A 17,314-nucleotide genomic window follows, 5' to 3' on the forward strand; every position below is an offset into this window, starting at 1 on the left:
CCCTCGAACCGACCAGCCCGCCGCTGATGCAGAATTGACCGTAGTCCACGCCACTGACCAACGCTGTGTGAGGAGAAGTCCATGCCGGACTACCCGCAGACGCTCGTGCCGGAGAACCACATCGAGCCGGTCCCGCGACGTATCCGGGCCACCCTCGGCGGCAAGGTCGTGCTCGATACGACCGGTGCCATCTACGTCTGGGAATGGTCTCCCTATCCGCAGTACTACATTCCGCTGGTCGACATCGATTCGAGCGTATTGGTCGACGAGGCCCACGAAAGCAAGCTTCGTCGTGGGACCGCGCGCCGCTACGGCCTGGAGGTCGACGGAATCGTGCGCCCGGGTGTCGTGCACGTCTACACCGAAGACTCGCTCGAAGGGCTTGCGCACATGGTGCGCATCAACTGGTCCGCCGTCGACAGCTGGTTCGAGGAGGACGAAGAGGTATTCGTGCATCCGCGCAGTCCGTACGCGCGGGTCGACGCACTTCGTTCGACCCGGACGGTCCGCGTCGAGCTCGACGGCGTCGTGCTGGCCGAATCATCCTCGCCGATCATGGTTTTCGAGACCGGCCTGCCGACGCGGTATTACTTCAACCGCACCGAGGTCAACTTCGAGCATCTCGAGCCCACCGACACCGTCACGTCGTGTCCGTACAAGGGCATGACGAGCGAATATTGGTCGATCGTGGTCGGCGACAAGACGCACACCGACCTCGCGTGGTGCTACGACTTCCCCACGCGGCAGCTACTGCCGATCGCCGGATTGGTCGCGTTCTACAACGAGAAGGTCGACGTCTTCATCGATGGTGTCGAGCAGGCTCGACCGGTCACTCATTTCTTCAAGCCCGAAAAGTAGCGACCGTCTGACGACCGGTGACGAGCAGCAGCAACGCAGATGCGGGGCCGGTGAGGAGCGGTCCGTCGCCGACTTCCCACGCGGTGTCCGTCGTTCGCAGTCTGTAGCCGGCGAGCTTCTTGCGGGCATGGAACGGGAACGACTTGACCCACACCCGTTCGAGTGCGAGTCGCGCTGCATTGGTCGGCATCTCATGTGCGATGCCGAGTGGAATCGCGACATCTTGGGCATGTACAAGGATGTCGGTGAGCTGGTCGACCGGTCCGGTGCCGATCGGGGTGACGCGGGATCCGACAGTCGCGCGCACGCCGGCGACCAGTTCCTCGACGCTGTGCACCCGGCCGTACTTGATCGCCGTGTCGCGGATCATCGCGTCGATGTTGCCGCGGCTTCGTGCAAGGTCGATGACCAGGCGTCCCACCGTGTTTCGCGGCTGTAGCGCGACGTGAGCAGCAACGTCGCGCACCGTCCATTGTCCGCACAGTGAATCGAGTTCCCAGTCCATGTCGGACAGACCTTCGAGGAGGTCCGCGAACGCGAGTCGCTCGAGGTCGACAGCGTGCCAAATCTGCTGGGTGTCCATGTCTGCACATACGAAGTTGTGGGTACATCCGTTCAATGAGGGCGTTCGACATCGAGACCTCGCGTGCGCGCATTCATGGCGTCGTCGGCGGAAGCGGTCCGCCGTTGCTGTTGCTGCATGGCATACCGGAGACGCACGTGATGTGGGACGACGTCGCCGCACGGCTCGCGGACCGGTTCACCGTCGTCGCCACCGACCTTCGTGGCTTCGGCGACAGCAGTGCCCCGGCCGACATCGAGTATTCGATGCGAAGCCTCGCTCACGATCAGGTAGAAGTGATGGCAGCGTTGGGTTTTGGCGAGTTCGCCGTCGCGGGTCACGACCGCGGGGCGCGCTGTGCCTATCGAATGGCGATCGATCATCCTGACCGCGTCCGGCGACTCGCTGTACTCGACATCGTGCCTACCGGTGATGCGTTCGAACGCGCGGACCAACGGTTTGCGATCGGCTACTGGGTGTGGACTTTTCTCGCCGCGCCAGCTCCCGTGCCGGAGACGCTGATCGGCGGTGCGCCTGAGCAATTCGTCGATCACATGCTCGATGCCTGGTCCGGAGCCGGCTTCGCTTTTCCTCGCGCCAGCAGGGACCGCTACGTCGCGCAGTTTCGTGACCCGGGCCGTGTTCGAGCAATCTGTGCGCAGTATCGCAGCGCCGCAACGGTCGACACGCAACTCGACCTCGAAGATCGCACCCGCCAACCGATCCGCTGCCCGACGTTGGTGCTATGGAGCGAAACCGGCCCTGTAGCAGAGTGGTACGAACCGCTGTCGATCTGGCGGGAGTGGGCAGGTGCGGTCGAAGGATCGGCGATTCCCGCTGGCCACTTCTTGCCCGAGGAGGCGCCGGACCTAGTTGCGGACCGTTTCGCTCGGTTCTTTGCCCCGAGGTGAGGCGCCGTATCGCTCGATCAGCTCGGACCCGATTCGCGCCAGTTCTGCCTGCACAGATTCGGGTTCGACCACCTCGACGCCGTTGCCCCACCCGGCCAACGTCTGGGCAATCATCATCGGCACCGGCGCGGCGACTCGGACTCGCGCGCGACCGTCGTCGACCTCTCCCTCCATCGTGCAATGCCGACCGAAGTGGTCGCGCAATACGTGGACGTGCTTGCGATCGACCAGCACCGTTGCGGACACCAGTGATCGTGCGTGCTCGACATGGTCGACGACCTGGTCCCACGCCTGCGCCAATTCGAAGTCGGCGGGACGGTCCGCCTCGATGTCGGTGACGGTCATGTCGGCGATGCGGTCGACTCGAAAGGTTCGCTGTCCCTTCGGTGTTCCCGCGACGAGGTACCAGACATCGTCCTTGTCGACCAGTCCCCACGGATCGATGAGTCGCTGCGAACTGTCCCCGCCGCGGTTCACGTAGGTCAGCTTCACCTTGCGCCTGCGCACGATCACGTTCTCCAAGGTCTTGGCCATCTCGGGACGCTCCCGCAGGCGCTCCCCCCAGCCCGCAGAGTCGACGACGACGGCGTCTGCCGCTGCCATCGCGTCCGCACGGAATGTTCCCGGCAGCGCCCGCACGAGCTTGCGCATCGCCGATTTCGCTTCGGGCACAACAGCCGCCGCCGGACCGAGCAGCAAGAACAATGCCTGCGCCTCGTTGGAACTGAGACCACTCAGGTCGGTTCTCGCTCCGCCGATCAGCGACCAGCCCCCGCCCCGACCGGCTTGCGGATACACCGGAATGCCTGCCGCCGACAGGGCTTCGAGATCGCGGCGGGCGGTGGCCACCGAGACTTCGAGTTCGGTCGCAAGTTCGGCTGCGGTGAGTCGGCCGCGCGCCTGCATCAGCAAGAGGGCGGCTACGAGTCGGTCTGCGCGCATAAATATGAGTCTGCCAAACAAAGTGCTCAATTGATGAGCACTTTATCCTGGAGACTAGGTTTGTCAGCAAAACGAACCGAAGGGAACCACCAATGTTGCGAGGACTAGCGACCGTCAACTTTTTCGCAGACGACGTGACGGAGGCAGCCAAGTGGTACTCGGAGTTCCTGGGTATCGAGCCGTATTTCCATGTTCCCAACCCCGAAACTCCGATGTACGTCGAGTTCCGAATCGGTGACTACAACGACGAATTCGGCATCATCAATCGTCGTTACGCACCGCATCAACAGGATGCGCCCGGCGGCGCAATCGTCTACTGGCACGTCGACGACCTCGCCGCGACCGTCGACCGGCTCGTGGCCTTGGGCGCCAAGGTGCACGAAAAGATCACTCCCCGCGGTGACAGCGGATTCGTCACGGCATCGGTCATCGATCCGTTCGGCAACATCCTCGGCGTGATGACCAACCCGCACTACCTCGAGGTGCTCGGCGGCTGAATCCCTCACCCTCGTGAGTCTTTTCGGAGTCTATAGACTCCGAAAAGACTCACGACCGTCGTAGCTTCAGTGCGCCATTTCCCACGGAGCTTGTGGCAGAGCGTGGCCGGTTTCGAGGAACGACTTCAGGTTCGACAGCACCGCAGGCCAACCGCTGGCGACGTCGTCGTGCTCGGCCTGGCTCGGCAAGTCTTCGTGAGTCACTGTGAGCCGCACTATTTCTCCGTACTCCTGCACATCGAAGGTCACTCGTGAAGTTGCCTCGGGGGTGGCGGGGTCCGCCCAGGTCGTCACCAGCCGGGTGGGCGGATTGCTCACGACCACGGTCCCGACGACGTCGGCGATGGCCGACCCATCGGTTCGCTGGTGTTCCCATCCGGACCCCACTTTCCAGTCCGAGACGTTGCTGTGGCCCCAGTACTCGCCCGACAGCTGAGCATCGGTCAGGGCCTCCCAGACTTTCGCCGCGGACGCCTCGATGTAGGTCACGTATACGAATGTCGGTTTGTCGGTCATTGCATCCTCCGCTCGTCGTTTGACTGCGCTCAAGGCTCGGAGCCGCGGGCGTTCGAACTTGTCGATCCAGCGCTCTTGAATCTCGTTGAGCGGCACCGGGTTCAGGTAGTGGAGCTTCTCCCTCCCCCGCCGGACGGTGCTGATCAAATTGGCCGCCTCCAGGACACCGAGGTGCTGGGTCGCCGATTGGCGAGCCATCCCCAGACGCTCACACAGTTCGCCGAGCGTCTGCCCGTTCTGTTCGTGCAACCTGTCCAGCAAGTACCGCCGAGTGGGATCGGCGAGCGCTTTGAACACCGCATCCGTTTCCGTGGGCACACCACTACAATAGGCAGGTATTTACCTGCATGTCAATGCCTCACGACCGGACCAGAGCCGGATAGTCGCGCAGGTCGATGTCGGTGGCGAACATGTCGGTCACCTTCAACATCAGCCGCATCGGCAGGCCGAACTTGAAAGTCCAGTTGCGCAGCCGGATTCGCAACGGCGAGGCCGGCGCCATGAACGGTCCGGCATTGACCGAGCGCGCGGACTTGGCATAACGGTGCATGACCTTGTCGTACCGCTCGAACGCGACCACGTGATCGCCGCCCGCGGCGGCGAGTTCGCCCGCGAGCACATATGCGCCGACGATCGCCAGCCCAGTCCCGAAGCCACCCAACGTATTTCCATATGCGGAATCGCCGACGAGGGCGACGCGCCCCTTGGTGTAGCGGTCCATGGCGACGCGGGCGATCGAATCGAGGTAGAAGTCCGACGAATCCGGCAGCGTCTCCAGCATCTCGGGCACGCGCCACCCGACATCTACGTAGGCATCTGCGACAAGCCGCTTCTGCGCATCGATGTCGTTGCGGTCGTAGTCGATTCGGTCCGAAGCGAAGATGTACAGCTCCGGCGCCTTCGCCCCGCCGACCACGGCCATCTTGCCCGGCACGTTGTACATGAGGCCAACTGCGCGGTCCTTGTCGACGGTCCCCCCGCGCCGATTCGCACCGACCACCGCGTAGTAATAGCCGAGGTGATCGACGTAGTCATCCTCCGCACCGAAAGCCAATCGACGTACGGCGGAGTGGATTCCGTCGGCGCCGAGCACAAGGTCGAAGGTGCGCGGCGGAGCGTTCTCGAATGTGACGTCGACTCCCGATTCCGCCTCGCCGAGTGCGGTGATCGTGTCGCCGAAGAGATACTCGACGTCGCGCTCCGTGCGCTCGAACAGAATTGCCGCCAAGTCGCCCCGCAGGATTTCGACATCTCCCCCGGTGAACTCGCCCGGGATCGTCGCCAGTTCCTTGTCGTTCTCGTCGATGATGACCAGGTCGCTCTTGCCGGTCGCCCGAGCACGGACCTCGTCGAGGATTCCCATCTGCTCCAACACCTTCCGGTGCGTCTCGCCCTTGAAGTCGACCGCTTGACCGCCGGGCCGCAGCGCGCGCCCCCGCTCCACCACGGTCACCGCGAAGCCGTACCGGTTCAGCCAGTACGCCAGCGCTGGTCCCGCGACGCTTGCACCGGATACGAGGACGGTTTTGTTCGACATCGATGAGCCTTCCAGACCACAACTGTTTCTACCGGACGCAGTTTAGTTTATGGTAGACACAGTTTCCCGTCAAGCGTCCTCCAGGAGGATCGGTGCCCGACTCAACACGAACTGCCGAACTGCTGTGGGATACCGGCGACCGGGCACGGCGCGGTCCGAAACCGAGCTTGACCCTCGGCCGCATCGTCGAGGTCGCGATCGCGAAGGCGGACGCCGAGGGCATTGCCACGCTGTCGATGCAGCGCATCGCCGACGAACTCGGCTACACCAAGATGTCTCTGTACCGCTACGTTCCCGGCCGGGCAGAGTTGCTGGCGCTGATGCTGGACACCGCGCTTGGCGCACCGCCCGAGCTAGCCACAGTGAACGGCGGTTGGCGACCACGACTCCACGCGTGGGCACTGGCCTGGCGCGATGTCGCGAATGCCCACCCATGGGCTCTCGAAACGGCGGTCGGCGCTCGGGTCTACGGACCCAACGAGCTCGGCTGGCTGGAGGTCGCCCTCGGCGCGCTGGCGGAGACGAACCTGACCGGTGGCGAGCGTTTGGACGCGATCGTCCTGGTCAACGGCCACGTCCGCAGCCTTGTCCAGCAGACGGCGCCGGCCGGAACATCCGAAAAGGACACCGGTGCGCTGATGGCGGGGATTCTCACCGACCGCGCGGACCGATATCCCCAGGTGGCGGCGGCATTCGCAGCGGCGGGCGCGAACGACGAGCAAGACAACGCGCTGGAATTCGGGCTGGAACGGATTTTCGATGGGCTCGCGGCCCTCATACAAAACCGTGCGCGAGTCTTACCCCGCCAGGGGTAAGACTCGCGCACGGTAGGTGGAGTCGAAGGTCAGCGCTCCCGGCCCTTGAATTCCTCCATCGACTTGTACACGCCGGCAAGGTTCAAGAAGGCATCGCGCACCTTGACCGGGAGGACACCGCTCAGAACTTTGTTCAGCCGCGAGGTCCAAGGGAGGATGACGAACGGTCCGCCGTTGGTCATCTCGTCCCACGTGGCGTTGACGACGTCTTCGGGCTGGAGGATCGGCGTCAGGAGCATCCCCTTCGCGCCGTCGAACATGCCGGTGTCGATGTAGGTCGGACAGACCGTCGTCACGTGAATGTGCTTGTGACCGGCCTGCTCCAGCTCGAGACGGATCGAATCGGAGAAGCCGACTGCCGCCCACTTGGATGCGGCGTAGACAGCCATCCGCGGGTTGGCGACGAGGCCTGCCGACGAGGCGATGTTGACGATGCGGCACTCGGAATCCGACTCGATCATGCCGGGTATGAATTCGCGCGCAATGTACATCGGAGCCAGCGAGTTGATGGCAATCGTCTTTTCGATGTCGGCGACGTCCTTGGTCTCCCAGAAGTAGGAATTGCCGCGAACAATGCCTGCGTTGTTGAACAGCACCTCGACGGTGCCGACGTTGTCACGCACCAAGGCGGCGGCTTCACTGATCGACTCGAAGGAGGACACGTCGACGACATAGGTGTGGACTGTGCCACCCGCAGCCTCGAGTTCGGCAGCAGTTTCCTTCAGCGCGTCACCGTTGATATCCCACAGCACAACCGCGGCAGCGTGTTCCGCGACGGCGCGCGTCGCGAACAGCTTGCCGAGGCCCATTGCGGCGCCGGTGACGAGCACGATCTTGTTGGAGACATTCTTCATTTACATCGGTCCATTCTGAAATTCGATTCGGGGAGTTACTTGAGGCCCAGCAGTTTCATGCCACGGAAGGCCAAGGTCATCGTCTTCGCCCATACTTCGTCAGACATACCCGGCAGCGGTGCAATAGGCAAGAGGTGCTGCACAGCGATGGTCTGCGAGTCGGTGTACTTGAGAATGCCGTCCGCGCCGTGACGACGCCCGGTGCCCGAGTCACCGAGACCGCCGGACGGAGCGTCGATGCTGCCCCAGGCGGCTATGAAGCCTTCGTTGATGTTGACCGCGCCGGACCGCAGCTGCTCGGCGATCTTGCGGCCACGCTTCGTATCGCGGGTCCACACACTCGCGTTCAGTCCGTATGCGGTGTCGTTCGCCTGCGCGATGGCTTCCTCGTCGCTTGCCACGCGGTAGATCGACACGACAGGTCCGAACGTCTCGTCGCGGTAGACGGCCATCGCATCGGTGACATCGGCGAGCACCGTCGGCTCGTAGAAGTACGGACCGAGGTCGGGCCGCGCCTTGCCGCCGGTGAGGACGGTCGCGCCCTTGGCGACCGCGTCGTCCACGTGTGCGCTGACCGAGTCGAGCTGACGCTGGAAGGTAAGCGACCCCATGTCGCTGTCGAAGGCAAGATTCGCGCCGAGCTTCATCTCATCGACGAGGGCGACGAACTTCTGGACGAACTCGTCGTAGACGTCGGTGTGAACGTAGATCCGCTCCATCGATTCGCAGAGCTGGCCCGCCGAGCTGAAGCATGCGCGGATGCCGCCGTCGGCAGCCTTGTCGATGTCGGCGTCGTCGAGCACGAGCATCGGGTTCTTGCCACCCAGTTCGAGTGAGCAGCCGATCAGCCTGGTGGCCGCCTGAGCCGCAATCGTACGACCGGTGGCGGTCGAACCGGTGTAGTCGACGTAGTCCGCGCGGGCGATGACTTCTCCACCAATTTCCCGTCCGCGACCGAGCACGACCTGCCAGACACCAGCAGGCAAGCCCGCGCGCTCGGCAACTTCGTTTGCCCAGAGTGCGGTCAACGCGGTCTGGTTGTCGGGACGCGAGATCACGGCATTGCCGGCGATCAGCGCAGGCAGAGCGTCCGACGCCGACAGCGCGAGCGGGTAGTTCCACGGCGAGATTACGGCGACAACGCCCTTTGGGCGCCTTACCTCGGTGGTCTGCGTCAGGATCGGCAGCACGCCGTTGCGCTTGTGTGGGTCGAGCAGCCCGGCGGCAACCTTCGCGTAGTAGCGCGAGTTGACGGCGACATCGCCGACCTCGTCGAACGCGTGCGGGCGCGACTTACCTGTCTCGGTCTGCAGGATGTCCAGGATATCGGCCTGCTCGTCGAGAAGAATGTCGTGGAATCGCTTGAAGACTGCCGCGCGCTCGGCGATCGGACGCGCCGCCCAATCCCGCTGCGCTTCGCGTGCCGTAGCAAACGCCTGTTCGATGTCGGCGACCGAAGACTGCGGAAGGTCCCCGATCTTCACACCGGTGGCGGGCGCATGCACTGCGACCGCTGCCGCGCCTCCGGCGGCTGCTCGTTTCGTCAGACGTTCGACCGTCTGGGCGGGCAACGCAAGCTGTTCGGCGGGCGAGATTACTGCGGTCAAGTCGATGCCTTCCACTTTTTTGAACACCTGTGTTCAACTAACACTCATGTTAGCTTAAACACGGAGGTCACATGGATGTCAAGGAACCGGCAGCTCGGCGCGGTCGACCGCCGCAGACGCCGGAAGAAGCAGAACGCGTCCGCGCGAGCATCGTCGCCGCGACCGCTGACGTGTTCGCCGACGTCGGCTCGCGCGGACTCAGCGTCGCGCTCATTCTCGAACGTGCGGGCATTGCCCGTCCGACGTTCTATCGGTATTTCGCGAATGCCGAAGAGCCACTTCACATGCTGCTGTCCGAGTCCGACGAAGCATTGGTTCGCACCGTCGGCGAGGCGATCCGCAAAACCGACAACGACGTCTCGATGTCGATCGGCGCAATCAATGCCTATCTCGACTGGGCTCGAGAGCGCGGACCCGTCCTGCGACCCCTCTTCAGCGAAATGTACGACCGCAGTTCCCCGGTAGCGGCCCATCGGGAACTTGCGCTCCAAGAGCTGCACGCGCTCCTCAACGCCAAAATATGCGAGCTTGGACGCGACAAGCCGGACTCGCTGGACGTCGACACGCTGCTCAATGCCTGCGAGTTCGTCGGCTATCGGCTCTGGCTCGCCGACGACCCGGATCCCGGCCTCCTGGACCGTGCTCGCTCGACCATGATCCGGATCGCCCTTGCGACGCTCGGCAACCCCGACGACCTTGGCCGCGCGTTGGAAATTCCGGGCGTTTTCAGCTGAAGTGTCGAATCGACCGGCCGGCGTTCGTATAGACGACATACGAAAAGAAACGCCATGACCAAGTACCTGCTCAGCTGCTACCAGCCGGACGGCCCGATTCCAGCGCCCGAGATTCTCGATCCCATCATTGCCGACCTCGAGGCGGTCAATGCAGAGATGAAGGCGGCAGGCGCGTGGGTCTTCGCCGCCGGATTGCACCCGCCCAGCACCGCGACCGTCGTGCGTGCCCGCGACGGCGATGTCATCACCACCGACGGACCGTTCATCGAAGCCAAGGAACACCTCGGCGGATTCACCGTGATCGAGGCGCCGGACCTCGACGCCGCACTCGAGTGGGGCCGCAAGGTCAGCCAAGCGTCGACATTGCCTGTGGAGGTCCGGCCGTTCCAAGACGAGCAGTGACCCAAGCGGTCACAGAGGACGACATCGCGCGGGTGTTCCGAAGCGAACACGGTCGGGCGGTGTCGGTCCTGGTCGGCACCTTCGGCGATATCGACATCGCCGAGGAGGCCGTCCAGGACGCCTTCGTCGCGGCAGCCCAGCGCTGGCCCGAAACCGGCCTGCCCGCGAGCCCGGCGGGCTGGATCATCACGACCGCGCGCAACAGGGCGATCGACCGGCTACGACGCGATGCGACGCGCAACGACCGGTACGCGCAAGCCGCGCTCATTTACGCCGAAGACGAGTGGGTAGAGGAGGGTCCTGTGCGAGACGACCGACTCCGATTGATCTTCACCTGCTGCCATCCCGCGCTGGGCGCGGCCGCACAGGTCGCATTGACCCTGCGCCTCCTCGGCGGGCTCACGACGACGGAAATCGCCCGCGCCTTCCTCGTGCCCGAAGCAACTATGGCGCAACGCATCACCCGAGCGAAAGGGAAGATCCGCGCCGCGAAAATCCCTTACCGCGTCCCCCGCGACGCCGATCTTCCCGACCGAATGCACGGCGTCCTGGCGGTGCTGTACCTGATCTTCAACGAGGGCTACACCGCGAGTTCCGGCGAGCGCCTCGTCCGCGAGGACCTGTGCACCGAGGCCATCCGGTTGGGGCGCGTGCTCGCCGAGTTGATGCCCGACGAACCCGAAGTGTGGGGCTTGCTCGCCCTGATGTTGCTCAACGAATCGCGTCGCGCGACTCGTACCGGCCCGGCCGGCGACCTACTCCCCCTGGCCGACCAGGACCGCCAATTATGGAATCAGGCCCTCATCGACGAAGGGCACGACATTGTTCGGAAGTGCCTGCGACGCAACCAACCTGGTCCGTATCAGATCCAGGCTGCGATCGCGGCGGTGCACAGTGACGCGCCTGCCGCTGCGGCGACCGACTGGTCGCAGATCGTCGCGCTGTACGACCAACTCATCGCCATGCAGCCGACGCCGGTGGTCGCACTCAATCGTGCAGTCGCGGTTGCCGAGGTGAGCGGTCCAGCGGTGGGGCTGGAACTACTTGCCGAGTTGGACCTCGATCGCTACTACCCGTTCCACGCGGTCCGTGCGGAGCTGCTGCTCCGGCTGCACCGGACAACCGAGGCGGCCCGGGCCTACGAGGCCGCGATCGCGAACACCGACAACGAAGCCGAGCAAGGCTACTTACGCGGTCGGCTTGCGACTATCCACGAATCGCCACCACCCTCGTGAGTCTTTTCGGAGTCCCTGGACTCCTAAAAGACTCACGAGGGTTGGTAGGCTCGTCGAGACGATGACTCAGAAATCCGACCTGCGCGCAGATTGCGCCAATTGCTTCGCACTCTGTTGCGTCGCACCGGCTTTCACGCGATCAGCCGATTTCGCCATCGACAAGAATGCAGGAACGCCCTGCCCGAATCTGGCCTCGGACTTCCGCTGCGGCATTCACACTCAGTTGCGGCAGAAAGGTTTTCGAGGCTGCACGGTGTACGACTGCTTCGGTGCCGGGCAGAAGGTCTCGCAGGTCAGTTATCTGGCCGTGAGCTGGAAGGACGCGCCTGATAGCGCTCGACAGATGTTCGACGTGTTCACAACGATGCGTCAGCTGCACGAATTGCTCTGGTATCTCGACGAGGCGCTGACACTTCCTGCGGCACGCACACTTCATGGCGAGATGCGGCGGCTGTTCGACGAAACCGAGCGATCGACGCGCGAGCCCGCACCCGACATTCTGGCAATCGACGTCGACGCGCGCCGCAGTGCGATCAACGCCCTGCTGTCGCAGACGAGCGAACTCGTGCGTGCAAAGTTTAGTAGCAGCAAGAACTTTCGCGGCGCTGACCTCATCGGCGCAAAACTGCGCAAGGCCGACCTGCGAGGTGCGAACCTGCGCGGCGCGTTGCTCATCGGCGCGAATCTCGCTGGTGCCGATCTACGAAACGCCGATGTGATCGGCGCCGATCTTCGCGGCGCGAACCTCGCAGGCGCCGATCTCACCGGCGTGATCTTCCTCGTCCAAGCCCAACTCGATGCGGCGACGGGTGACGCGAAAACCAGGTTGCACGACGGATTTCGTCGTCCCGAGCATTGGGGTTGTGGATAACCGATCACGGCTGTGGATAACCAAATTCACGGTTGCGCGATTTCGGCAATGCTGACAGCCATGACCAAGAACATCCCGCCCTTGCCGCCCTTCGACCCGACACCAGTAGTTCGCAACGCCGCCGACATGCATCGGCAATGGCGGATCTTGATGGGCGAGTGGGGTTTCGCCGAACGCACGCTGTGGTTCACGTTCATCGCCCCCGACGGCGAGGTGGTGAAAGTCCTACAGCAGATCGCCCAGATCCCACTCAAGCCCGATACTCGCACCTTGGACAACGTGATCACCGCGTGCACCGAATTCCTCGCCAGTTCCGCGATCGAAGACGGCTCCGCCGCATTCTTGTTGTCGAGACCGGGAAGCGCCCAGTTCACGTCCTCGGACCGCGCGTGGGCCAGTGGCCTCGTCAAGGCTGCGAAGCGCGGCAACCTGCGCCTACAGCCGATCCACTTGGCAACCGACGACGACGTTCGGGTATTCGCGGCCGACGACCTGATCGACTAGCGGGCCTTCGCGGCCTCGACGGCCTCGCGAATGGGTCCGACGTGCGGTGCGCCATGACCCGGAATCAAGCTGCCTGCATCGAGGGTCGCGATGACGTCCAGGGCCGAACGGGTCTCGGCTTCATCGTGATTGAAGAATCCGGGCAACAAATGCGGACCGTTGATTTTCGTCAGTGCATGACCGGTCACGAGCGCGTCACCGGTCGCGACAACGCCGACGGCAGGCAGAAAGTATGCGGTATGGCCAGATGTGTGTCCGGGCGTGGCGACAGGTGTCGGCGCGCCGGGTAGATCGAGGGCACCCGACGTCGGAAACGGTTGCGCGTGGCCGAGAACGGGCTTCTTCGATGCCCCGCCGCGGAGAATTCGCAACGACCACGGCAGCATTCCTGGTCGCCACAGTCGCTTGATTACGTCGAGTTCTGTTGCACCCTCGTGGAATTCGCCGTGAGCGTGCTTCGTCTCGGTATCCGACAGATATACCGGAGTGCCGTAGGTGCTGTGGAAATGGTTGACCGCACCGATGTGGTCGACGTGCGCGTGAGTCACCAGAATCGCGCGCACGTCCTCGGGCCGACCGCCGATGTCGCGGATCGATTCCTCTACCGCACCGGTATCGCCCGGATAGCCGGCATCGATCAGCGTCAGGTCCGTGCCGTCGCGAAGGAGGATCCAGTTGACGTCGGTGCCTCGAGCGCAAAACACTCCACTCGCGACCTCGGATACATCCGCCTTCGCCATCCGCTATCCCTCCGCTGGAGCCGCCGTGTAGGCAGCCAGAGTACGGTCCGCGGCGGCCTTCGCTGCGGCGGCGTCCTCCCCCGCTGCGATCGCGGCTGCACACCAACGGTCGTTGCTCAACGTCATGAACTCGGCGCCCGCTGCCGACATCGTCCATTCCATTCCCTCTTGCGGATCAACGGCGGCGCCGGACTCGAGATGCTTCGCGAGGCCGACGAAACTCAGATCCCAGCCGATGCCGACAGCACCGGGGCCGAACTCGGTCCAACGATCGTCAGGAAGGGCAATGTGATCGAGTGTGAACCGCGCCTTGTCGCCCTCGGCAGTCAGTCGCAACTCGATCCACGACACCTGGCCCCCGTATTCCCAAGTGGCGCTGAAGCTTTCCGGAGGACTGCACGATTCGATCGTGCCGCCCGCATTGCCCTCGAGTTGGTAGGTCCCACCGAGCACGAGGTCACCGCTGATCGGCAGGAACCACCGAGGAATTCGTTCCGGGTTGGTGCAGGCGTCCCAGAGATCTTCGACCGAGGTGTCGTAGACCTGGCTGATCGTCACGACGCTGGCGGTACCGGCCTCTATCGTGCGAGATCCCACTGCGCGGTCTACAGCGTTGATCTGGTGGTTGACGTCAACAAGCATCAGGATTCTCCCTTTAGTCGGCGCGCACGCTTCCCTCTCGCCACTTCGGTTGCGAGGGCATCGAGATGCGGGGTCCAGAAACGACGAAACTGATCGAGCCAGACATCCACGTCTCGGAGCGGATCGGAATTCACTGCGTACAGCCGACGCGTGCCTTCTGCCCTGACTGTCGCAAAGCCGCTGTCGCGCAGCACCTTCAGATGCTGCGACACAGCCGGCTGGCTGATCGTGAAATCGTCTTGAACCACGCTGCAAATGGCACCGGCGGTCATTTCACCGTCGGCCAACGCCTCGAGAATCCGGCGCCTTACCGGATCGCCGAGTATGTCGAAAGCGTGCACAATTCAGTTCTATCAGCTTGCACTTATATAAGTCAAAGGTTATTTAACCGGTGGACATTCCCGGTCGCCGACGAGGAAGTTCGCCTTGAGATCGGCAACGTTGGGCAAATGGATGAGCTCGGCGTCGGATACTCGCGCCGTGACCCCGCGGAGTACAGCGTTTTGAGCCTCGAGACCGAACTCGACCGGCGACGCACCAGGCGCGGTCGGCGCGCCGGGAATGGCGATATCACCAGGATTCTTGTTGATGTAGGTCATCCCCTGGGCCTGCAGATAGGTCGTCGCGTCATAGACGTTGAGCGTGAGACCCTCGATTTCGATCTCGTTGGTCGACGGGTCGTCGTCGCCGGCTGTGAGCATCAAGGTCACGGTCTGGCCGAACAGCGTCGCCTTCTCGGTCAAACACACCGAGTTCGCATAGCCGTGGCCGATCAGGAAGGTCGCCACCCATTCGTCGTAATTTTCGCTATTGGCATTGCGAACCGGAATGGCGCGAACAATCGCGCCGACCTGATCGGTGGTCAAACCGCTCGCGGTGAGTCCACCCGACGTCGAGGTCGCGACGTACGAAGCGGCCAGCGCCCCGCGAAACATCGTGAGACCGATTCCTGCGACAAGCGCGAACGCAAGGCCAGCGGCGATCGAGGTGCGCCCCCAACGAGTCCGGTATACGACTTCTTCGGATTCTTCGATCATCGGGTGACCCCCACGATGCCGAGCGGCGCGGTCACCGCTGGGCGTCCGGGACCGGTAGTGACTTTTGCTGTGGCGGCCGTCAGGTCCAAGTTGGCCGCTGGAAGTGAGGCTGGCAATGGCACACCGTGGTCGATGAAAACTGCCACCAGCGGCAATAGTGTGTTGATTTGCAGGCAGGGCCCGAACCCGCCTAGCGCGCTTTCCGCGGTCGGCCGGAACGTGTCGGCAACCAACGCGAGCAGTTCGTCCAACCGGCCGCCGAACACTCCTGCGTAGCCCACCGCGAGTGAATAGAACGTGTCCGCGGTAACGCACAGGGCAAGCGACTTCACATCGATCCAGAGCTCGACAGCTGTTCCTGGGTCGTCGTTCCCGACCACTGCGGCGTTGCTTTCGTCGGTGCCGTTGAAGTTTTTGATGACGAAGGCGTGGTCGGGCCGCACGCTGGAAATGGTCACATCGTCGAGCTCGATCTTGTTGACGCGCAGATACACCGTGGTCGGCGGCGACATCGAACCGTCCGCAAGGAGAATCGGCGAGCGAGGAACAACCTTCTGAAAGCCGGCGATCCGTGCGCGGGGTGCCTGAATCTTCACCGGTGTTCCGCTCGGGATATAGCCGATGGATTCAGGCGCCGGAGGTGGCGGAAGCTCGCGGAAACCGAGTGCAGTCGCGATGTTTCCAGGGCCGTACGCCGTCGCAGCGACGACCGAGGCGATGCCCACGATGGTCAACATTCGCATCCACAACCCGCGGGCCGAGGACATCCGATCGATCATGCGGACGACTCACTCGGCTTCGGGGCCCCGGCGGTGGCGTCCGCAAGTTCGTCGCTCGGTGTGCTCTCGGTCGCTTCGGCAGCCCGACGCTTACGGCGCTTCGTCGGACCCCAGCACAACACCATCGCGCTCCCGACGATGCCGAAGAACATCCCGACGAAGAGCCCGCCAAGATTCGAGATCACGAAGGACACGACCGCCAGCAACAGCCCGATCAGCCCAGCAAAGAACCGTTGACTCGGTGCCAGCCACGCGGCGATACCGCACAGGATCAGACCGCCGCCCGACAGCCAACCACCGAAACCGGTGAGCCCGGCGGAGAACATCAACTGCAAACCAACCAGCGACAACTTGAGGATCGCCCAGCCGCCGACGATCATCCATAGTCCGCCCCAGAATGGCCGACTTCGCCGAAAGCCCCGAAACCAGTGGAGCGCCAGCCGAAGTCGCTCTCTCGCGATCAGCAATTTTCCACCTCGCCCGGCTTGATGGACGCGTTGAACACCGGCGCCTCGAGGGATCCGAGAATGCTCGCGCCGAGCGCTGTGCCGCTGACATCGTTGAGGACCGCTGTTCCGTTGCCCGCATCGAAGCCGAAACCGCCCGGCTGGCCGCCGAGGTTCTGGCCGCTGACCTCCAAGTCGTCAGCGGACTTGCCGATGAAAGCGTTGGAGATCTTCACATCGTGGGCAACGAGATCGGTGACGTCGAATTGCACGTTCGCACCGGTCGCAAGCTGGTCCAGGCCTGGGGGAACGCTCAACACGACGGAGTAGGTCGCGCCCAGAATTGCCTGCTTCGCGATGATGCATACGCCGTCGATCTGACCGTTGCCGATTGCAGCGTGCAACAACGCAGTCGGGTTCAACGAACCGTCCTCGTTCTTGACGTTGGCGGATGCCATCACGATGCCCAAACCATCTGCCGCCACGCTGTTGATATGCAAGCTGATCGGCTGGTTTGCCAGGTTGAAGTTCGCGGCGAGTGCACCATTGCCGATTGCCGCTGCCATTCCACCGATGGCCAAGAAGCTCGGCACGATGATCGACGCGCCACGGCCCCAGCGCGTACCGACCTGCGCGTCGCCGTCGGCTGCATCGAGAACGGTGCTGTTCCATGTCTTGATCGATTTCGTTGTCGTCTGGCGCGACGCTGCGACGTATTTCGACGCCGCGTCTTGCGCGCTCGACACCCATCGACGAACGAGTGGTGGCTGCGTCTCCTCGACCACCTTCGTGGACACGCCTGGGTCGGCCGTTTCGTCGATCATT

22 protein-coding genes are annotated in these 17,314 nt (G+C 63.4%); 9 read left to right on the forward strand and 13 right to left on the reverse strand.

From position 1 onward, the window contains the following. Positions 1 to 81: 81 nt before the first annotated feature. Positions 82 to 858, forward strand: coding sequence for a DUF427 domain-containing protein (locus FGL95_RS20010; protein WP_169590081.1), 777 nt, complete (start codon positions 82 to 84; stop codon positions 856 to 858). Here FGL95_RS20010 and FGL95_RS20015 read toward each other — a convergent pair. Continuing rightward, positions 842 to 1,441 carry a maleylpyruvate isomerase family mycothiol-dependent enzyme gene (locus FGL95_RS20015; protein WP_169590083.1) on the reverse strand — a complete coding sequence of 200 codons (600 nt, stop codon included), beginning with the start codon at positions 1,439 to 1,441 and terminating at the stop codon, positions 842 to 844. The two genes, FGL95_RS20010 and FGL95_RS20015, sit on opposite strands and share 17 nt — an antisense overlap. Before the next feature lie 35 nt (positions 1,442 to 1,476). Here FGL95_RS20015 and FGL95_RS20020 point away from each other — a divergent pair, with 35 nt between their 5' ends. Beyond that, on the forward strand, positions 1,477 to 2,331 hold the full coding sequence (locus FGL95_RS20020) for an alpha/beta fold hydrolase (protein ID WP_169590084.1): 855 nt from the start codon (positions 1,477 to 1,479) through the stop codon (positions 2,329 to 2,331). Here FGL95_RS20020 and FGL95_RS20025 read toward each other — a convergent pair. Next, positions 2,290 to 3,273, reverse strand: coding sequence for a helix-turn-helix transcriptional regulator (locus tag FGL95_RS20025; protein ID WP_169590086.1), 984 nt, complete (start codon positions 3,271 to 3,273; stop codon positions 2,290 to 2,292). The genes FGL95_RS20020 and FGL95_RS20025 overlap by 42 nt on opposite strands. Positions 3,274 to 3,365: 92 nt before the next feature. On the opposite strand from FGL95_RS20025, the gene FGL95_RS20030 reads away from it, so the two are divergent. Beyond that, entirely contained in the window at positions 3,366 to 3,770 is a 405-nt protein-coding gene (locus tag FGL95_RS20030; RefSeq protein WP_169590088.1) for a VOC family protein, read from the forward strand. A gap of 66 nt (positions 3,771 to 3,836) precedes the next feature. Here FGL95_RS20030 and FGL95_RS20035 read toward each other — a convergent pair whose 3' ends face one another. Together FGL95_RS20035 and FGL95_RS20040 are read right to left on the reverse strand one after the other, a co-directional pair. Continuing rightward, positions 3,837 to 4,604, reverse strand: coding sequence for a metalloregulator ArsR/SmtB family transcription factor (locus FGL95_RS20035; protein WP_169590090.1), 768 nt, complete (start codon positions 4,602 to 4,604; stop codon positions 3,837 to 3,839). Between the two features lie 40 nt (positions 4,605 to 4,644). Continuing rightward, complete coding sequence (locus FGL95_RS20040; protein WP_169590092.1) at positions 4,645 to 5,823, reverse strand: FAD-dependent monooxygenase; 1,179 nt, start codon at positions 5,821 to 5,823, stop codon at positions 4,645 to 4,647. 92 nt (positions 5,824 to 5,915) lie between these two features. Here FGL95_RS20040 and FGL95_RS20045 point away from each other — a divergent pair, with 92 nt between their 5' ends. Next, the gene (locus tag FGL95_RS20045) at positions 5,916 to 6,638 is read left to right on the forward strand and encodes a TetR/AcrR family transcriptional regulator C-terminal domain-containing protein (protein WP_169590094.1); all 723 of its coding nucleotides are present in this window, start codon (positions 5,916 to 5,918) and stop codon (positions 6,636 to 6,638) included. 29 nt (positions 6,639 to 6,667) lie between these two features. On the opposite strand, the gene FGL95_RS20050 is transcribed toward FGL95_RS20045, so the two are convergent. Both FGL95_RS20050 and FGL95_RS20055 read right to left on the reverse strand, forming a co-directional pair. Then, entirely contained in the window at positions 6,668 to 7,492 is an 825-nt protein-coding gene (locus FGL95_RS20050) for an SDR family NAD(P)-dependent oxidoreductase (protein ID WP_169590095.1), read from the reverse strand. A gap of 35 nt (positions 7,493 to 7,527) precedes the next feature. Continuing rightward, entirely contained in the window at positions 7,528 to 9,099 is a 1,572-nt protein-coding gene (locus FGL95_RS20055; protein ID WP_169590097.1) for a succinic semialdehyde dehydrogenase, read from the reverse strand. A 71-nt stretch (positions 9,100 to 9,170) separates the two neighbouring features. Here FGL95_RS20055 and FGL95_RS20060 point away from each other — a divergent pair, with 71 nt between their 5' ends. From FGL95_RS20060 to FGL95_RS20080, 5 genes are all read left to right on the forward strand, one after another. Beyond that, positions 9,171 to 9,833: a TetR/AcrR family transcriptional regulator gene (locus FGL95_RS20060; RefSeq protein ID WP_169590099.1), complete on the forward strand. Its 663-nt coding sequence runs from the start codon at positions 9,171 to 9,173 to the stop codon at positions 9,831 to 9,833. A gap of 54 nt (positions 9,834 to 9,887) precedes the next feature. Continuing rightward, positions 9,888 to 10,235 (forward strand): YciI family protein, encoded by a 348-nt coding sequence (locus FGL95_RS20065; protein WP_169590100.1) that lies wholly within the window; start codon positions 9,888 to 9,890, stop codon positions 10,233 to 10,235. Beyond that, positions 10,232 to 11,470, forward strand: a complete 1,239-nt coding sequence (locus FGL95_RS20070) for a sigma-70 family RNA polymerase sigma factor (protein WP_169590102.1) — start codon at positions 10,232 to 10,234, stop codon at positions 11,468 to 11,470. Before FGL95_RS20065 ends, FGL95_RS20070 begins: the two co-directional genes overlap by 4 nt. 61 nt (positions 11,471 to 11,531) lie before the next feature. Continuing rightward, complete coding sequence (locus tag FGL95_RS20075) at positions 11,532 to 12,341, forward strand: pentapeptide repeat-containing protein (RefSeq protein ID WP_169590104.1); 810 nt, start codon at positions 11,532 to 11,534, stop codon at positions 12,339 to 12,341. Positions 12,342 to 12,401: 60 nt separating this feature from the next. Continuing rightward, a complete protein-coding gene (locus FGL95_RS20080) occupies positions 12,402 to 12,845 on the forward strand; it encodes a hypothetical protein (RefSeq protein ID WP_169590106.1) in 444 nt (147 codons plus the stop codon). On the opposite strand, the gene FGL95_RS20085 is transcribed toward FGL95_RS20080, so the two are convergent. Genes FGL95_RS20085 through FGL95_RS20115 form a run of 7 tightly spaced genes read right to left on the reverse strand, consistent with a single transcriptional unit; the run spans position 12,842 to position 17,313 of the window. Beyond that, positions 12,842 to 13,585 carry an MBL fold metallo-hydrolase gene (locus FGL95_RS20085; RefSeq protein ID WP_169590107.1) on the reverse strand — a complete coding sequence of 248 codons (744 nt, stop codon included), beginning with the start codon at positions 13,583 to 13,585 and terminating at the stop codon, positions 12,842 to 12,844. The two genes, FGL95_RS20080 and FGL95_RS20085, sit on opposite strands and share 4 nt — an antisense overlap. Before the next feature lie 3 nt (positions 13,586 to 13,588). Next, entirely contained in the window at positions 13,589 to 14,227 is a 639-nt protein-coding gene (locus FGL95_RS20090) for an SRPBCC family protein (protein WP_169590109.1), read from the reverse strand. Then, on the reverse strand, positions 14,227 to 14,568 hold the full coding sequence (locus FGL95_RS20095; RefSeq protein WP_169590111.1) for a metalloregulator ArsR/SmtB family transcription factor: 342 nt from the start codon (positions 14,566 to 14,568) through the stop codon (positions 14,227 to 14,229). The genes FGL95_RS20090 and FGL95_RS20095 overlap by 1 nt, the downstream gene beginning before the upstream one ends. Positions 14,569 to 14,607: 39 nt before the next feature. Continuing rightward, positions 14,608 to 15,264 carry a DUF6230 family protein gene (locus FGL95_RS20100; protein ID WP_169590113.1) on the reverse strand — a complete coding sequence of 219 codons (657 nt, stop codon included), beginning with the start codon at positions 15,262 to 15,264 and terminating at the stop codon, positions 14,608 to 14,610. Further along, entirely contained in the window at positions 15,261 to 16,031 is a 771-nt protein-coding gene (locus tag FGL95_RS20105) for a hypothetical protein (RefSeq protein ID WP_169590115.1), read from the reverse strand. The genes FGL95_RS20100 and FGL95_RS20105 overlap by 4 nt, the downstream gene beginning before the upstream one ends. An 8-nt stretch (positions 16,032 to 16,039) precedes the next feature. Further along, positions 16,040 to 16,510, reverse strand: coding sequence for a DUF6114 domain-containing protein (locus FGL95_RS20110; protein ID WP_206072124.1), 471 nt, complete (start codon positions 16,508 to 16,510; stop codon positions 16,040 to 16,042). Beyond that, a complete protein-coding gene (locus tag FGL95_RS20115) occupies positions 16,504 to 17,313 on the reverse strand; it encodes a DUF6230 family protein (RefSeq protein WP_169590117.1) in 810 nt (269 codons plus the stop codon). Before FGL95_RS20115 ends, FGL95_RS20110 begins: the two co-directional genes overlap by 7 nt. Between the last annotated feature and the right edge of the window lies 1 nt (position 17,314).

The sequence above is a fragment of the Antrihabitans stalactiti genome (assembly GCF_012932915.1).
Classification (GTDB): Bacteria; Actinomycetota; Actinomycetes; order Mycobacteriales; family Mycobacteriaceae; genus Antrihabitans; species Antrihabitans stalactiti.

Coding starts and splice junctions, on each gene's coding strand:
- FGL95_RS20030 (WP_169590088.1), top strand. CDS start 3,366: ATGTTGCGAGGACTAGCGACCGTCAACTTTTTCGCAGACGACGTGACG.
- FGL95_RS20010 (WP_169590081.1), top strand. CDS start 82: ATGCCGGACTACCCGCAGACGCTCGTGCCGGAGAACCACATCGAGCCG.
- FGL95_RS20025 (WP_169590086.1), bottom strand. CDS start 3,273: ATGCGCGCAGACCGACTCGTAGCCGCCCTCTTGCTGATGCAGGCGCGC.
- FGL95_RS20090 (WP_169590109.1), bottom strand. CDS start 14,227: ATGCTTGTTGACGTCAACCACCAGATCAACGCTGTAGACCGCGCAGTG.
- FGL95_RS20085 (WP_169590107.1), bottom strand. CDS start 13,585: ATGGCGAAGGCGGATGTATCCGAGGTCGCGAGTGGAGTGTTTTGCGCT.
- FGL95_RS20105 (WP_169590115.1), bottom strand. CDS start 16,031: ATGTCCTCGGCCCGCGGGTTGTGGATGCGAATGTTGACCATCGTGGGC.
- FGL95_RS20040 (WP_169590092.1), bottom strand. CDS start 5,823: ATGTCGAACAAAACCGTCCTCGTATCCGGTGCAAGCGTCGCGGGACCA.
- FGL95_RS20080 (WP_169590106.1), top strand. CDS start 12,402: ATGACCAAGAACATCCCGCCCTTGCCGCCCTTCGACCCGACACCAGTA.
- FGL95_RS20015 (WP_169590083.1), bottom strand. CDS start 1,441: ATGGACACCCAGCAGATTTGGCACGCTGTCGACCTCGAGCGACTCGCG.
- FGL95_RS20075 (WP_169590104.1), top strand. CDS start 11,532: ATGACTCAGAAATCCGACCTGCGCGCAGATTGCGCCAATTGCTTCGCA.
- FGL95_RS20060 (WP_169590099.1), top strand. CDS start 9,171: ATGGATGTCAAGGAACCGGCAGCTCGGCGCGGTCGACCGCCGCAGACG.
- FGL95_RS20050 (WP_169590095.1), bottom strand. CDS start 7,492: ATGAAGAATGTCTCCAACAAGATCGTGCTCGTCACCGGCGCCGCAATG.
- FGL95_RS20100 (WP_169590113.1), bottom strand. CDS start 15,264: ATGATCGAAGAATCCGAAGAAGTCGTATACCGGACTCGTTGGGGGCGC.
- FGL95_RS20020 (WP_169590084.1), top strand. CDS start 1,477: ATGAGGGCGTTCGACATCGAGACCTCGCGTGCGCGCATTCATGGCGTC.
- FGL95_RS20065 (WP_169590100.1), top strand. CDS start 9,888: ATGACCAAGTACCTGCTCAGCTGCTACCAGCCGGACGGCCCGATTCCA.
- FGL95_RS20115 (WP_169590117.1), bottom strand. CDS start 17,313: ATGATCGACGAAACGGCCGACCCAGGCGTGTCCACGAAGGTGGTCGAG.